A 14,723-nucleotide genomic window follows, 5' to 3' on the forward strand; every position below is an offset into this window, starting at 1 on the left:
GACTGGGCTGGATATCAGGTGTCCACCACATGGGGGTCAGGTCCGGGTGATGCCGCCGAAGACAGTGACATACTCCAGACTGCTAATAGGAACCTGACCCAGCCCAGGTGGTATGAGGTCTCACAGTAATGTGGATGCCAGCGTGAAGTATGTCCGACCAACCCAGCGATGAAGCTCAAATAATCCAACTTCTAATTCATCGCTAGGAGGCATACACCCATGGCCTATGACTTCGTCATTGGCGTGGACGTCGGCAAATACTTCCACCACGCCTGCGTCCTCGATCCCCAAGGCAGGCAAGTCCTGTCCAAACGCATCAACCAGCATGAAGGCTCGCTACGCAAGCTCTTTGGCCAATTCCTCGCTGACGACGCCTCGGTCCTTGTCATTGTCGATCAACCCAACAACATCGGCCGGTTAACCGTCGCAGTCGCCCAAGACATGGGCGTCGACGTTCGCTATCTACCAGGACTTGCGATGCGACAGCTTTCTCGCATCCACGTCGGCAACTCCAAGACCGATGTACGCGACGCCTACGTTATCGCCCATGCCGGTCTTAACCTTCCAGATTCCTTGCGCAGTGTCGACCGCGTTGAGGACGTCTTTATCCAGCTGAAAGTTCTCAACGGTATCGACGAAGACCTCGCCCGGGCCTACACACGCCTGATTAACCAGATGCGATCCGCGCTCGTAGGAACCTATCCTGCATTCGAACATGTCCTGCGCGGACAGATGATTCACCGAAAGTGGATCCTCCACCTACTTGCAAAATACGGTGGCCCCACCAAGATTCGACGCATCGGTAGAACACGCCTGAAAGCCTTTGCACGCAAACACAGGGCACGCAATCCTGAGCCTGTCATCGATGCCATGCTTGCTGCCATCCACGAACAGACCGTATCCATTGCCGGCGCAGAATACGCCGAACTTGGCGTAGCAATGTCCGCCACAGATGCACTAACCAAACTCGAGCATCGTAAAGAAATCGAAGCGCAGGTACTCAAGCTGATTCAGGACATTCCGCAGACCGAGATTCTTTTATCCATGCCTGGTATCGGCCCGCGTAGCGCAGCGCAGATCCTCATGACTGTTGGCGATATGTCCGACTTCCCCGATGCAGCGCACCTAGCATCCTATGCAGGGCTATCACCGCGGACGAATCAGTCAGGAACGTCTATCATGTCGAATTCGCCTAACCGGGCTGGCAACAAAAAATTAAAGAACGCCCTATGGCAATCGTCTTTTGCATCGATCAGATTCCACGAGCGTTCCCGGCAATTCTATGAACGAAAACGCAAAGAAGGCAAAAGACACAACGCCGCAGTCGTCGCACTCGCACGCCGGCGCCTCAACGTTCTCTTCGCCATGATGCGAAACGGCGAGCTCTACCGAGACATCTCCACAGTCCAGGAGGCCGCAGCAGCCTAGAACCAACAGACCCTCACCTCAAGCCGATTGCACAGCAAGCCCAATCGGCTCCTCACCGTGCCCGAAAACAACATCCACAAGGAAAAGCAGAAACCCTTCACACCCCCCAACAAACTCACCCACGGAATTGACAAACTATATAGGAACACCTCCCTGGGCGACGGTGCGGGCGCGGAGAGCGCCGCTGTTGCCGATGCCGCGCCCAACACCGCGACGGTAGTAGAGTACCCGCTGCCGGTGCAGGAGTTTGCGGTGACCCGCTACGATTTGCCCGTCGGCACCACGGTTTCCACGCAGCTTCCCGGACCGGCCATCGTCCTGGCTACTTCTGGTGTGGTCACGGTAAACGACCTGGAGCTAGCCCCGGGCGAGGCCGCCTGGTTGCCGGTAACCGGCGGCGACACTACCCGCCTTAGCGCGGCCGCGGGTAAAGATTCGCAGCTCTTTATCGCGGCGGCGCGCCCTGCGCGGCAAGTAGCGCTACCGCGCCGCCGGGGACGCCGCCGCGCGACAAGTAGCACTGTCGCGCTAACCGGCGCTATTTACGACATGGTGGGGCGGCGGAACGCAGCTGCGGCGGCTAGCAGCACTACGGTGAGTGCTACCATCCAGGCCACGAAAGCCCAGACTGCGGTGCCGGGCTGGCCGGTGGCAAGGATTTCGGCGCTTGGCGTGCCGTCGATGGCGGCGCCGGCGCGGGCGGCGAAGGTAAGCGGATTCCACCGGGCGATGGGTTGAACCACACCAGCGAATTGCTCCACGGGCACGAGGCCGCCGTTAAGTGCCATGGCCGCCATGATGATGGGGGCCGGGCCAATGGCGGCCTCCGGGGTGGCGCACATCGCGCCCACCATGGCCGATAGCGAGGCGGCCACCACCGCGCCGAAGATGATGACTAACAGCACCCAGCCAAACCCGGCCAGCGTGTGAATACGCAGGCCAGAAGCCACGGAAGCCAGCAGCACCGCGCAGCCGGAGATAAGGCTGCGTAAGGAATCGAAACACCAGCGGCCGAAGATCTCCGGGCTGGTGCCGTAGCGCGTGGTCGCGATGCGGGTGGTGATACCGCGTTGGCGTTCCTTAATTATCTGCGCGGCGGCGGAGGTGCCATTCATCAGTTCGCTGGAAAGGATGAGCGCGATGGTAAGCGGTAACGCGTCGAGCGTGGCAGAGCCTTGCGAGGCCGCCATGAGGTCGCCAAACAGCCACCGCATGACCAGGAACATCAAAACGGGACCAGCCACGGTATTGGTAATTACCGCGCTATCGCGGCGGGCGGCGCGCAGGTGCCTTCCAAAATGCGTGGCGACAGTGGACAGCCAGGTGGTGTCGTGCGACACGGTGGCGGTGGTGTGGTTAGTCATGTTTCCTCCCCTGGAAAGCGGTGATAAAGCCCCATACGCCAACGACGGTCATGGCGATGAGCCAGCACAGTGCTTCGACTCCGCGCGCCCCCAGGGCAGCGCCACCTAGTAGGTTGCGGGCGGTGTCCAAGATGGGAGATAGCGGTACGTGCCGGATGATGGGGCCAATGCCGCCGGGCAGCGCATCCGCAGGCACGAATGCGGTGGAGAACATCACCATGACCAGCACGAGGTTTTGGAAGAGCAAGGACGCCGAGGTGGGCTTGGGGGCCAACAGGCAGGAGCCATCGATAAACGCGGAGAGGATGATGGTGAGGGCGGCGAAAAGGGCGATGGTAAGGATAATACGACCCGGTCCGGCAGCGTAGCGGGCACCGAGCAGGATCGTGGTGAGGACGACGATGCTGCACGACCACGCGGCGCGGGTGAGATCTGCCAGCAGCCGGCCGACGACCGTGGCCCAGGCGGGCGTCCCGGTGGCGCGGATGCGGTCGTGGATGCCGTTTTCGGCGTCACGCGTAATCGCCAAGGAGGAGCCCCCGGCGGCGAACACAATCGCCTGAATAACGCCGGCGGGCAGGAGGAAGGCGGCGTAATCGATGCCGAGTTCCGTCGAAGCCTTGGCGAAGGTGGCGTAAAAGATGACCATGAACAGGCTGGGTATTGCCACGGCGGAAACCATTACGGCCTTGTTGCGGACGGTGCGCAGGACATTGCGGTGCCACGAGGCAGCGACTGCTCCGAGCGCGTTCACTGGGAGCCTCCACCGGTGTGGGGAGCCTGCTGCGCGATGTCGCCGGACCCGGCGATAGCGAAGTAGACATCGTCCAAGGAGGGCGGAACCAAGGAGACGTCCGCGACCGAGGTGTCGTCGCCATCCCACAAGGCCAGCGCCCGGACTAGGGTGCGGTGGCCATCGGGCGCATCGACGCGCAATACGGTGTCCTCTTGGCGGCAGTCGATGCGGTGTTCTTGCAAGGTGTGGGTGAGGCGTGCGGCATCGTCCGGGCTAGACATCGTGATGAGGCACACCGTGGTGCCATAGCGGTCCTTGAGCTCGGCGGGGGTGCCTTCGTCGAGCACCTTGCCTCCGGCGAGCACGGCGACGCGGTCTGCGAGCTGGTCAGCTTCTTCCAGGTATTGGGTAGTAAGCAGGATCGAGGTGCCGTCGGCCGCCAGCCCGCGGACGGTATCCCACACGGAGCTGCGCGCGGCGGGGTCGAGGCCCGTGGTCGGCTCGTCGAGGAACAGCAGCGCGGGCGGGACAGTGAGGGAGGCGGCGATATCTAACCGCCGGCGCATGCCGCCCGAGTATGCCGAAACCAGGCGGTCGGCGGCGCCAACCAGATCGAAGCGCTCAAGAAGTTCCGCGGCGCGGGCCTTCGCATCGCTAGCTTTAAGCCCTGCCAGGCGGCCAAAGAAGATGAGGTTTTCCTTGCCGGTAAGCTCCTCATCCACTGCGGCGTATTGCCCGGTCAGCGCGATGGAAGCGCGCACCTTGGAAGGATCCGTGGCTAAGTTGTGGCCATCGATGATGGCGGTTCCGCCCGTGGCGGGCAGCAGCGTGGAAAGGACATTGACCAAGGTTGTCTTGCCGGCACCATTGGCGCCTAGGACGGCGAGGATGCCCCCGCGCGGAATGGCGAGGGTCACACCGCGCAGGATTTCCGTTCGCTTCTTGACTTTTCCCAGGCTACATCGCAGATCTTGGACATCAAGCACCAGGTCGCGGCCTTTTGCGTGGGCGCTGGTTGAGGGGACTGCGGTGGCGCTGGGGTCACCGCTAGCGGTTGCCGTGGTGGGGTTTTCTTTCATGATTCATCCCTGGATATACGTCAACGGTCTATTAGACGGCGCACCGATTCTCCTACCGCAGAAGGAAAACCGATTATTGCCCGCGAACGATGGATTGTGGTCCACGGAGCAAGCGCCTGGGGTAGTGCCAACTAATCCTTAGAAAATGATGTATGTCTAGCGGCACCGGGTCGTGCACAGCGCCCCGCAGGAGAGGGCTGCACAGGTCGGCTGATCGGCGGCGACGCTGCAGGTTGCTGCAAAGTTGAGCATACCATAATTAGGCATGGCATGCTTGACAATTAAGTCGAAGGCCTGTAAGCCACCAAGTGTGAGCTAAGAATCTGGGTATTCCGACTAGTCAGGGTCAAACCGCGTGGCTGACCGTAATTCGTATTGTGGCTCGCGCCTCTCAAGCACAAAGGAGTATCCATGGATTCTCGAGAGCAAATCGAAGATAAGATTCTCTGCGGTCAGCCCTTCCGCCCTATTGAGGACCCGGATCTCTATTACGAGATGATGGAGGCGGCGGAGAAGTGTCACGATCTCAACCAGCTTCGTCCACTTCAAACAGCGGAGAAGCAGGCAGTGATGGCAGACCTGCTTGGTGAACTGGGGGAGCGCTTAATGGTTTTCCTGCCATTTCATGTCCAATATGGCTCGAAAATCAAGGTCGGAGATGGCGTGACCTTCAATCGAGGAACGACGGTACTTGATATGGCCCCGGTGACATTTGGCAATGAGGTCATGGTTGGTCCATGGTGTTCCTTCTTTGCTGGCAATCACGCCTTAGACCCCGTAGAGCGGCAATACATGGTGTGTACCGGGGGTGCGATCACCATACAAGACCATGTGTGGCTTGGTGGCAATTGCACGGTAACTGCGGGTGTCACGATTGGGCATGGTGCAGTAATTGGTGCTGGCAGTGTTGTGACAAGAGATATTCCGCCCATGGTACTCGCAGCCGGTAATCCGTGCCGAGTCATTCGTGATATTGGCCCGGAAGATAAGCTCATGGGGGAGTCTTGGGTTCCTGAGTGGCCTAGTTGGATTACGGATTGAGACGGCTGTGAAAGTTCTCGCGGTCGTCCTGGGTTCTGAGGGTGATATGCTGCCATTTGCGCACCTTGGTGTCGCACTTCGAGATCGTGGCCACCAGTTTGTTTTGGCTGGGTTTAGCGAATTCGGCGGGAGTTTTCGTGCAAACGGGGTGGACTACATCGAGTTACCCGGTGATTACCGGGCGTTAATGAAGCGCCTTTTGGGCGATAGTAAAGGCATGATGGACACTGTCTTAGGTATCCGTGAGATGATATCTGACGCCCACGTTTTCGATGTGTTAGAGCATGCCATGGATGGCGTTGACGTGGTCATGTACACCCAATTCAGTGAAGTTGCTCGGTTGTTAGGGGCTGCACGCGGAGTCCCCAGCGTTCGGGTGCAGGTTTTCCCTACCGAACCCTGCCTCCGTTACAGCCTCGTGGATCCGCGAAAACTGGACGGCTCTGTCGGAGCTCTGGTCACCCACTGGATGTCCAATACTCTGATGGCTTGGGCGATGCGCCCAGTGATAGCGGCATGGCGCCGTAGGTTGGGGCTGCGTCAGCGAGCGCTCTCCTCTCCACCAACCACGATCTACCAATTCAGTCCCGCGTTGAGTCCGCCGGCGCCGGAATGGAAAAACCACATTCACGTCACTGGCGAGTGGCTTGACCCGCACCACAGTGAACTCGCCCTAGACCCAGCAGTCGAGGAGTTTGTGGCTGCCGGCTCGGCCCCGGTTCTGGCAAGCTTTGGGAGTATGGTCTCAGATCGCGTTTATGACCTTCAACGATGGACTCGAGACGCGTGCATCGAGCATGGTCTGCGGGCGATAATCGTCGATCCCGATCATGAGCCTGGTGTGAGAGAAGGAATCCTCACCGTCGCCCGGGTCCCGTTCGCGACTGTGCTTCCGTGGTGCCGTGCAGGCATCTGCCACGGCTCACTGGGCACCACCGGGGCGATCCTGCGCGCCGGCAAGCCGTGCCTTGCGGTTGCATTCGGTGGTGACCAACACTTCCATGCCAACGCAGTTTGTCGAAACGGTGCCGGGCCGAACTATATTGACGCCCAGCGAGGCGAACTGAGTGCCCAGTCCCTGGCCGCCGGAATTGCCGATTTGGTAAGTGGAGCATACGACTCCGCAGCCCGCAGGATGCCCGAGTTGCTTGCCACAGACCCGGGTACCGTCGCAGCAGTAGAAATCGTGCTTAATCAGTCCGACCTAGCGAAAGGCGAAAAATGACAGAAATCAGCTGCGAGGGAGTCTTTCCGTTTGTGGCCGGACATCGCACTGGAACCCTCTTGTTTTGCTTCCATCACGCAGGAGGCAGCGCTTCCGTCTATCGTGGATGGGTGGGGGTCAACCCAAGCATTGACGTGGTGCCGGTGGAGCTTCCCGGAAAGGCAACCCGTCGCCGAGAGAAATGGGTAAGCGACTTTGACAAGCTCGCCGATATGTGCGCAACCGAGATAGTAGATCTGGCGGCGGGCGCGCCGATTGCGTTGTACGGCCACTCCATGGGGGCAGCGCTGGCCTACCAGGTTGCTGCCTGCCTGCAGCAGATGCATCGGCCCACTATACCGGAAGCCGTGGTGGTGGCCGCACGGCAGGCGCCCGGAGAAACCGTGCCTGGGGAATACCACTCGTCAATGGGGTTCGGTGCGCTGCGCAGGGAGTTTGAGAAGGTAGGTGGCACACCACCTGAGATCCTTGCCAATGATGATGTGATGAAGCTGCTGCTCGCTGACATTCGTCGCGATTATGTGTTACACGAGGGCTTTCACCATGCAACCACGGTGCTTCGCTCTCCTGTGCTGGCATTGGCGGGGGATAGCGACCCAGCTGTCAGCCCAGAGATGCTTTCCCGGTGGGAAAATTTTACCAGCGGTAGTTTTGAACTGAAGGTCCTGCCGGGTGGGCATTTCTTCCCGCTCGATACTGGAACCGAGTTCCTCGACCTGCTTGCCGGTTTTCTAGCGGGAATTACTGGGAACACTGCCTGGTTAGCGCGGAACAATGCGTGATTGTGACTGTTAAGTAAAGAGGCCCCGATGACCGAACAAAAACCACCCATTACATTTAGGCAAATATCTCAACCTGCCCACCGGCAGATCACGGTGTCGCTGCTATTGGCGGTGCTGGCGGCGGTTTTGTCGCTGGTGCCGGTAATCGTGCTGGTTGAGCTGGTGCGCACCGTAATGCTGTCCTTCCAGGGAGAGCCGATAGATGCGTCAAAGCTGTGGCTGCTAGTCGCGGCGCTCATGGTGGCCACCGTCCTACATGGACAGGCAACCGTGAAGAGCCTCCAGGTAAGCCACCAGGCCGACGGCCTTTTGGGCGAGCACTTACGCCAGCAGCAGATTACCAAGCTGGGTAGGCTCCCGCTGTCTTGGTTTACGCGGACACCTTCGGGGACTGTGAAAACCTACATCGAAGACGACGTCACCAAGATCCACCAGCTCATCGCCCACGCGCCGCACGATTATTCGGCCGGTGTACTCGTACCGCTATTGAGCCTGGGATACATGTTCGTGGTGGACTGGCGGATAGGCCTGCTGGGCCTGGTACCACTGCTGTTGGCAGTGGCCACCATGCCGTTTATGATGCGCGAGTTTCAAGAAAAGGCGGAGAAATTTAAGTCCAGCCAGAAGCAGCTAGACGCCGCCGTCGTAGAGTTGGTGCGCGGCATCCCGGTTATCAAGGTGTTTGTTCCGGAAGGCTACGACGAGAGCATTTTCCTTAGTCGTTCCCGGAGTTTTGGTGGGTTCTATCGCGAGTGGTTGCACGCCACCGTACACCCCACCGCTTTGATGAAGATCTTCACCTCCACCGGGTTTGGCCTGCTGGTGGTAGCCGCGGCCAGCCCGTGGCTCATCACGTCTGCGGGCGTACCAGTGGCCGATGTGCTGGCAGCGTTTTTGTTCATCAACAACATCGCCGCGCCTCTGCTTATGCTTTCGCGCACTAACATCATGTTTTCGGAGGCGAAGGCTGCCGCGGCGGATCTCACCGAGTTCTTCAACATCCCGGTATTGCCGCCCGCTGCTGGCGGCAGGGAGCCTGCAAACGCCGGAATTGAGTTGAAAGATTTAAGCTTCTCCTACGTGCCGGACACCCCGGTGCTTTCCGGCATTAACCAAAAACTTACCGCCGGCAGCATCACTGCGGTGGTGGGACCTTCCGGCTCGGGGAAGTCCACGTTAGCCGCGCTCATCCCCCGGCTATTAGACCCCACGGAGGGGTCGGTGCGCATTGGTGGCGTCCCTAGTACTGATCTCCGATCTGACCAGCTCTACCGTAGGGTAGGGTTCGTCTTCCAGGACCCTTACCTTATGCGGATGAGCGTGCGGGATAACATTCGCCTCGCTCACCCGGAGGCCACCGACGCAGACGTGGTTCGCGCCGCCCGCGCCGCCCAGATTCATGAGCGCATTACCCATCTGCCGCGCGGCTACGACTCGGTGGTGGGAGAGGACGCGCAGCTTTCCGGTGGCGAGCAGCAGCGGCTGGCTATTGCCCGGTCCATCTTGCTCGACGCGCCGATCCTCGTGTTGGATGAGGCCACCGCTTTTGCGGATCCGGACTCCGAGGCCGCGATCCAGCGGGCCATTACCGAGCTGGTGGCCGGGCGCACGCTAGTAGTTATCGCACACCGGATCCACACGATCACCGGCGCTGACCGGATCCTCATGCTGGAAAACGGTGAGGTCACCGAAGCAGGCACTCACGAAGAGTTAGTGGCGGCAGGCAAGGGCTACGCCACGATGTGGGCACGCTACCAAACCGCGCAGGCGGGCATCCAAGGGGAGGAAAAATAATGATCCGCACGCTCTATTCACTGGGCAGTCCGGCTGATCGTCGCCGTCTGGTGCTGGTCCTTACGCTAATTGGGATTTCCGCGGTGGCGTTGGCCATTGGCCTTATCCTCATTGCACTGTTTTTGGACACGCTGTTTAGCGAAGATCCCGCGCAGGCCGCAGCATGGTTGCCCTGGATCATTATCTCCGTCCTCGTCTACGCCGCCGCAGACTGGCCCACTGAGGTTATTGCCCAGGACCTGGGGCATGATTACGTGCTGCGCATCCACCGGCTTATCGCCGATCGCACGGCACAGCTACCCCTGGGCTATTTTGAAGAAGATCGCGCCGGCCAGATCGGTGTTGTAGCCACCAGCGGTGCGCTGTTTGCCGCTAACGCGCCGGCAATGATGCTGCGGCCCATGCTGCACGGTGCTGCCTCGGCCGGTTTGGCTTGCGTGTTTCTCATCGCCGTGGACTGGCGGCTGGGGCTGGTTACCGTTGCAGTGGCTGCCGTGGTGTGGTTCGCCTATAACCGCCTAATGCGGCAGTACCGCGTGGCAGAGCGCCAGAAGGGCGAGCGCAACGAGCACGGCGCCGCGGAGGTGCTGGAGTTCGCCCAGGTGCAGCCGGTGCTGCGCATGGCTGGGCCGGATTCGCTGGGGGAGCGCGCCGTGCGCGCCTCGATTCGAGAGCAGCTTAGCGCCCAGCAGCACACCCAGAAGACAGGTGAGATGATCATGGGTCGTCTGGCTTTAATCATCATGGTCGGTACCGTGGTCATTGATGCCCTGGCCACCGTGCTACTTCTCAACCACTGGCTAGAAGCAGGCACCTACATTGGCGTCATTGTGTTGGTGTTCATCCTGGCTCGCGTTGCTATGTCGGGCATACCCTACGGCGAGGGCTTGGAATCCGCGCGCAATACCTTAGATGAGATCCAAAAGATCCTCGATGCGCGGGTGTTGCCGGAGCCTGCGGTTCCGGCGGCGCCACGCGACTATGGCATCGAGTTCGATGGGGTGGGCTTTGGCTACGAACCCAACACCCCAGTGGTCCGCGACGTGAGTTTCCGCGTGGCGCCCGGAACTACTACTGCGTTGGTGGGTCCCAGCGGCTGCGGCAAGAGCACCTTGCTAAAACTTGCGGCACGCTTCTATGACGTTGACCAGGGGACCATCCGTATCGGTGGTGTGGATATTCGCGATCTTGGCTCCCGGGCGGTGTTGGATTCGCTGGCTATGGTGTTCCAATACGTGTACCTCTTCGAGGACACACTGTATGAAAACATCCGCCTGGGCTGCCACAATGCAACGCGGGAGGAGGTGCTCCGCGCAGCGGAGTTGGCCGGTGTCACCGAGATTGCCCGGCAGCTGCCGCAGGGGTTTGACACCCTGATTAGCGAGGGCGGGCAGAATCTCTCCGGTGGTGAGCGTCAGCGTGTCTCCATCGCTCGTGCGCTACTGAAGGACGCGCGGATCGTGCTGCTTGATGAGGCGACTAGCTCTCTAGACGTGCAGAATGAGCACCTTGTGATGCGCGGTATGAAAACGCTTTCTGCCGAGCGCACCATCGTCGTCATTGCGCACCGGCTGCACACCATCCGCGACGCGGACCAGATTGTGATGATGAGTCCCTCCGGCACCGTGGAGTCTATCGGCAACCACGAGGAACTCATGGAGAGTTCCCCACGCTACCGCAGCTTCTGGGGTGAAAAGAGCGACGCCACCAGCTGGAAGCTGTAGGGACTAGCTGTCGCGGCCGCGTAGATACCGCACCGTGCGCGCCAGTGCGAGATCATCGCACGGTTCGCAGGCGGTAAGGCGGCCTTTTTCCACGCGCAGGAGAAGATCGCAGCACCGCGCCACCAGCTCCATGTCATGGGTTACTACCAAAACGGTCTTGCCCTGCCGGGCTAGGGCGTCTAGCAGGTGGGCCACCCGGTGCATGCGGCACAGGTCCAGCCCGCTGGTGGGTTCATCGAAGACGATTACCTCGCGCTCACTTAGGACTGCTGAGGCGATGGCCACGCGCTGGCGTTCGCCGCCCGAAAGCGACATCGGGTGCCGGGCCCGCTTGTCCGCGAGATCAAGTGCACCAAGCACCTCGGTAAGGCGCGCTTCGTTTTTCCCATCCGGTCCACTGGTGCCGATGATTACGTCGGACTCCACGCTCTCCCCGAAAAGCTGGTGGTTTACGTCCTGCATTACTAAATAGGACTGGCGCAGGCGCTGCCGGGGACCCGAGAGCGAGCGGTTATTGATGTCCACCACGCCGGTGGCCTTAGATTCCAGGCCAGTCAGAACGCGCACAAAGGTAGATTTTCCGGCCCCGTTGCGTCCTACCACGCCGATGACTTGTCCTTGCGGCAACTCCGTGTGGCTGATGCTCAGGGATGGCTCTGTAGCCTTGGGGTAGGTGAACTGTAGCTTTTTGAGCACCATCGTGCCACTTGAAGGGCGTGGCTCGCGGGTCACCTCGGGGACCTGCTGCGCTGAGCGCAAGCCCATGCGGTACAGTTCGGCCTTGTCTAGGGTGCGAAACTCCGAGCCGCTGAGATCATGAGCGATCTGCCCGTCCTGCATAACCAGCACTCGGTCCACGATGTCAACTAGGTAGGAAAGCCGATGCTCAGCGATCAGGACGGTGCGGCCCTGTGTCTTCCACTGCGCGACGATGCGGCGCAGCTCATCGACGGCGGCGAGGTCGAGATTTGATGATGGTTCGTCTAGTAGTAGTACCTGTGGGTGCATCGCGGCCACTGAAGCGCATGCTATTTTTTGTTTCTGGCCGCCGGAAAGTGTGAACAGGTGCCGGTTGAGGAGATGAACCATGCCGAAATCTGCGGAAAGTTCCCCAATACGCTGTCGAATCTCGTTGGGCGCCACGCCGAGGTTTTCGCAGCCAAAGGCGAGTTCGCTGGCTACTTCCAGCGTGAAAAATTGCGACTTGGGGTTTTGGAACACTGAGCCTACGCGTTCGGCGATGTCGTGTGGGTGGGCATGAGTGATGTCTTCGTCGTCCAGCAGCACCTCCCCCGAAATCTGGGCGTCGCAGAACGTGTGCGCCACGCCGTTTATCAGGCGTAGCAGGCTGGACTTACCGCAGCCTGATTCGCCACACACTAGAACTAGTTCGCCCTTCGCCACGGTGAGATTTACGTGGTGCAGCACCGGCTCCGCTGTGTTTTGACCATAGGATAGTGACACATCGTGCAGCTTTATCACGGCAGCATCACTATATTTACCAGTAGTAGGATCAGGGACACGACGAGCACGCTTATGACTATTGCGTCGCCTACGCGGAAGCCTATCTCGCACAGCGTGGTTCGTCGGCGAGGCGAGCCCAATCCGCGGGTCACTGCAGACATAGCCAGCTCGTTGCCGATGCTCACAACGGACGCCAACAGTGGCACAAAGCGGTATTCGAGCATAGCGATCGGGTTGCGCAGGCCCGAGATGCCACGCATCTGCATGGCGGTGCGGATATCGCGGTATTCCTCGAGAATCGTCGGGAAGAACCGGAACATGATGGACGTGGGGATGGTCAGGGCGTCGGGGCTCCGCATGCGCTGCATCGCGGCCATGAATTCGCTGGCCGAGACGGTGCGTAGTAGGTACCAGCAGCACGTGATGCCAGGGAGGATGAGCGAAAGCCCTGCGAACCACGTAGCGCACACGTCCACGATGATGTGGCGCTCGGGCAGGGCCTGTACCACCACCGCAGGAAAGCCGGCGAGCACCGCGAAGGTGAGTGCGTATCGCAGTGCAGCGGCCACCATGCCGGAGGTGAGGAAAAGTGCCCCGGGAACGGCAATGAGCATCCACCGGGCGGTGCTGCCCAGCGCCCCACTGGACCCGGCCGGTGAGATGAGCACCGAGGACACCACGAGGATGACCAGCACCGTGGTGCGTGGGTCCAGATGGAGTCCCGCTGTGTGCGTGCCTGATCCGGGCAAAGTGGGCGACATCAGGCGATTCCTGCTCGCTGGAAGTGCTTGGTGAAGATGCGCCGGCCGAGGATCCCGCCGAGGATCCCGCAGACGAAGGTTACTATCACAATGATGAGGAATAGCCAAGTCATCTGGCCAATAGAGGTGAGGCCATCCGCGAAACTAGCACCATATTTGGTCTGCATGCCGCTGCTCTCTATGTAGCGCCGAGTGGTGAAGAAAAGCGGAATATATGATGCGGTGGGTGACACTGCTATAAAGGCATAGGCGATCACACTGTGTATTGCGCTCGTATACTTGCCGGCGCGCAAAATTAACTCGGCAAACACGGCCATGACCAAGCTGAGCAGCAGTGGCCATATGCCTAAACCAAGCAGCAGGCTGGCGAGGCCGCTGAGAAGAAGGAATATGAAGACCATGCCGGGCTTGTGCACCTTGGCCAAGAACAGCATCATCGGGATGCCCAGGATGAGGGCCTGAACGCTGGTGATCATCACGTAGGTGATGGGGGTGATGCCGATGAAGGCGATGACCACGCCGGCTACCAAGTTGATGACGAAGAAGATGCCGATGTTCATCAGGTCGGTGATGTTCAGCCGTCCTGCTTTTGCATCTTTCGGGGTGGTGTGGGGAGTACTGGGCATGATGTTTCCTTTCAGATTAGGCTGCTTGTGCGTAGCACTGGGTTGGGGGCAAGTGGCTTGTCAGGTGAGTGAAACAGGTGTGGCATGAACTCTAAATTTCGCCTTCTTCTACGTCGCTGCCGACGATGTCGGCGATCAGGTCGGACAATTCTCGGACCGTTGGATGGTTGAATACGTCACGTATGGAGATCTCTACTGACATTTCTCGACGAATGGGCCCGACCCCCGGAAAGTGGACACATCGGGGGCTAGCTATGCTGCTGTGGTCAGTATAGCCGAAGTCTCGGCTTCAAAGACATCAGGAGCTACGAGATTGCACCAGGAGTGCCGCCTGCGCGTGTTGTAGCGCATGTACCACCGGAAGACCTCTTGACGACAGCTAATTGGGTTGTCAAAGACTTTCCGATCACGCAGCACTTCCCGCTTTAAGGTGGCGTTATAGGATTCTGCCAGGGCATTATCGGCACTCGTTCCAACTGCGCCCATGGACTGGCGCACACCTAACGACGAGCAGTAGTTCCTAAAGGCTTGTGAGGTGTACACGCTGCCGTGATCGGAATGGAAAATAGTCCTGAAGTGTCCCGGGTTTTGTTCCTAGGCTTGTGCCTTGATTTCCATTATTTCTCGACTGGGGTGGTGTTCCCAAAATTCGGTTTCGACTTCAGCCGGCGTGCGGTAGCCCAGGCTCTGGTGGAGCCT

Annotated in this window: 13 protein-coding genes and 2 pseudogenes; 7 read left to right on the top strand and 8 right to left on the bottom strand. The window is 59.7% G+C overall.

All coding sequences use genetic code 11. From position 1 onward, the window contains the following. The first annotated feature begins 219 nt into the window (after positions 1–219). Positions 220–1,428 carry an IS110 family RNA-guided transposase gene (locus tag AC05K6_RS06970; RefSeq protein ID WP_034991515.1) on the top strand — a complete coding sequence of 403 codons (1,209 nt, stop codon included), beginning with the start codon at positions 220–222 and terminating at the stop codon, positions 1,426–1,428. 57 nt (positions 1,429–1,485) lie between these two features. Then, positions 1,486–1,761 (top strand): annotated as a pseudogene (locus AC05K6_RS06975) (hypothetical protein); the annotation flags it as partial. Positions 1,762–1,970: 209 nt separating this feature from the next. Here AC05K6_RS06975 and AC05K6_RS06980 read toward each other — a convergent pair. From AC05K6_RS06980 to AC05K6_RS06990, 3 genes are read right to left on the bottom strand one after another with little or no spacing between them, the layout of a single operon-like run. Then, positions 1,971–2,792, bottom strand: coding sequence for an ABC transporter permease (locus tag AC05K6_RS06980; protein ID WP_014303356.1), 822 nt, complete (start codon positions 2,790–2,792; stop codon positions 1,971–1,973). Next, on the bottom strand, positions 2,785–3,546 hold the full coding sequence (locus AC05K6_RS06985) for an ABC transporter permease (protein ID WP_014303357.1): 762 nt from the start codon (positions 3,544–3,546) through the stop codon (positions 2,785–2,787). Before AC05K6_RS06985 ends, AC05K6_RS06980 begins: the two co-directional genes overlap by 8 nt. Next, positions 3,543–4,607: an ATP-binding cassette domain-containing protein gene (locus tag AC05K6_RS06990; protein WP_014303358.1), complete on the bottom strand. Its 1,065-nt coding sequence runs from the start codon at positions 4,605–4,607 to the stop codon at positions 3,543–3,545. The genes AC05K6_RS06985 and AC05K6_RS06990 overlap by 4 nt, the downstream gene beginning before the upstream one ends. Positions 4,608–5,018: 411 nt before the next feature. Between AC05K6_RS06990 and AC05K6_RS06995 the strand changes: the two genes are divergently transcribed. The 5 genes from AC05K6_RS06995 (at position 5,019) to AC05K6_RS07015 (ending at position 11,173) form a co-directional block, all read left to right on the top strand. Beyond that, on the top strand, positions 5,019–5,648 hold the full coding sequence (locus AC05K6_RS06995) for a sugar O-acetyltransferase (RefSeq protein WP_014303359.1): 630 nt from the start codon (positions 5,019–5,021) through the stop codon (positions 5,646–5,648). Positions 5,649–5,835: 187 nt separating this feature from the next. Next, positions 5,836–6,873 carry a glycosyltransferase gene (locus AC05K6_RS07000; protein ID WP_257157328.1) on the top strand — a complete coding sequence of 346 codons (1,038 nt, stop codon included), beginning with the start codon at positions 5,836–5,838 and terminating at the stop codon, positions 6,871–6,873. Continuing rightward, a complete protein-coding gene (locus tag AC05K6_RS07005) occupies positions 6,870–7,655 on the top strand; it encodes a thioesterase II family protein (RefSeq protein ID WP_023018093.1) in 786 nt (261 codons plus the stop codon). Before AC05K6_RS07000 ends, AC05K6_RS07005 begins: the two co-directional genes overlap by 4 nt. 27 nt (positions 7,656–7,682) lie before the next feature. Further along, entirely contained in the window at positions 7,683–9,449 is a 1,767-nt protein-coding gene (locus AC05K6_RS07010; RefSeq protein ID WP_035008696.1) for an ABC transporter ATP-binding protein, read from the top strand. Next, positions 9,449–11,173 (top strand): ABC transporter ATP-binding protein, encoded by a 1,725-nt coding sequence (locus AC05K6_RS07015; RefSeq protein WP_014303363.1) that lies wholly within the window; start codon positions 9,449–9,451, stop codon positions 11,171–11,173. Before AC05K6_RS07010 ends, AC05K6_RS07015 begins: the two co-directional genes overlap by 1 nt. Before the next feature lie 3 nt (positions 11,174–11,176). Here the strand turns inward: AC05K6_RS07015 and AC05K6_RS07020 are convergent, their stop codons facing one another. From AC05K6_RS07020 to AC05K6_RS07040, 5 genes and pseudogenes are all read right to left on the bottom strand, one after another. After that, the gene (locus AC05K6_RS07020; RefSeq protein ID WP_476728159.1) at positions 11,177–12,637 is read right to left on the bottom strand and encodes an ABC transporter ATP-binding protein; all 1,461 of its coding nucleotides are present in this window, start codon (positions 12,635–12,637) and stop codon (positions 11,177–11,179) included. Positions 12,638–12,651: 14 nt separating this feature from the next. After that, positions 12,652–13,398 (bottom strand): energy-coupling factor transporter transmembrane component T, encoded by a 747-nt coding sequence (locus AC05K6_RS07025; protein ID WP_476728160.1) that lies wholly within the window; start codon positions 13,396–13,398, stop codon positions 12,652–12,654. After that, positions 13,398–14,024 (bottom strand): MptD family putative ECF transporter S component, encoded by a 627-nt coding sequence (locus AC05K6_RS07030; RefSeq protein ID WP_014307391.1) that lies wholly within the window; start codon positions 14,022–14,024, stop codon positions 13,398–13,400. The genes AC05K6_RS07025 and AC05K6_RS07030 overlap by 1 nt, the downstream gene beginning before the upstream one ends. A 91-nt stretch (positions 14,025–14,115) precedes the next feature. After that, on the bottom strand, positions 14,116–14,226 hold the full coding sequence (locus tag AC05K6_RS07035) for a hypothetical protein (protein WP_155270010.1): 111 nt from the start codon (positions 14,224–14,226) through the stop codon (positions 14,116–14,118). A 50-nt stretch (positions 14,227–14,276) separates the two neighbouring features. Continuing rightward, a pseudogene (locus AC05K6_RS07040) lies at positions 14,277–14,591 on the bottom strand (transposase); the annotation flags it as partial. Between the last annotated feature and the right edge of the window lie 132 nt (positions 14,592–14,723).

Source organism: Corynebacterium sp. TUM25020 (genome assembly GCF_056388495.1).

Coding starts and splice junctions, on each gene's coding strand:
- AC05K6_RS06970 (WP_034991515.1), top strand. CDS start 220: ATGGCCTATGACTTCGTCATTGGCGTGGACGTCGGCAAATACTTCCAC.
- AC05K6_RS06980 (WP_014303356.1), bottom strand. CDS start 2,792: ATGACTAACCACACCACCGCCACCGTGTCGCACGACACCACCTGGCTG.
- AC05K6_RS06990 (WP_014303358.1), bottom strand. CDS start 4,607: ATGAAAGAAAACCCCACCACGGCAACCGCTAGCGGTGACCCCAGCGCC.
- AC05K6_RS06995 (WP_014303359.1), top strand. CDS start 5,019: ATGGATTCTCGAGAGCAAATCGAAGATAAGATTCTCTGCGGTCAGCCC.
- AC05K6_RS07000 (WP_257157328.1), top strand. CDS start 5,836: ATGAAGCGCCTTTTGGGCGATAGTAAAGGCATGATGGACACTGTCTTA.
- AC05K6_RS07005 (WP_023018093.1), top strand. CDS start 6,870: ATGACAGAAATCAGCTGCGAGGGAGTCTTTCCGTTTGTGGCCGGACAT.
- AC05K6_RS07010 (WP_035008696.1), top strand. CDS start 7,683: ATGACCGAACAAAAACCACCCATTACATTTAGGCAAATATCTCAACCT.
- AC05K6_RS07015 (WP_014303363.1), top strand. CDS start 9,449: ATGATCCGCACGCTCTATTCACTGGGCAGTCCGGCTGATCGTCGCCGT.
- AC05K6_RS07025 (WP_476728160.1), bottom strand. CDS start 13,398: ATGTCGCCCACTTTGCCCGGATCAGGCACGCACACAGCGGGACTCCAT.
- AC05K6_RS07030 (WP_014307391.1), bottom strand. CDS start 14,024: ATGCCCAGTACTCCCCACACCACCCCGAAAGATGCAAAAGCAGGACGG.
- AC05K6_RS07035 (WP_155270010.1), bottom strand. CDS start 14,226: ATGTCAGTAGAGATCTCCATACGTGACGTATTCAACCATCCAACGGTC.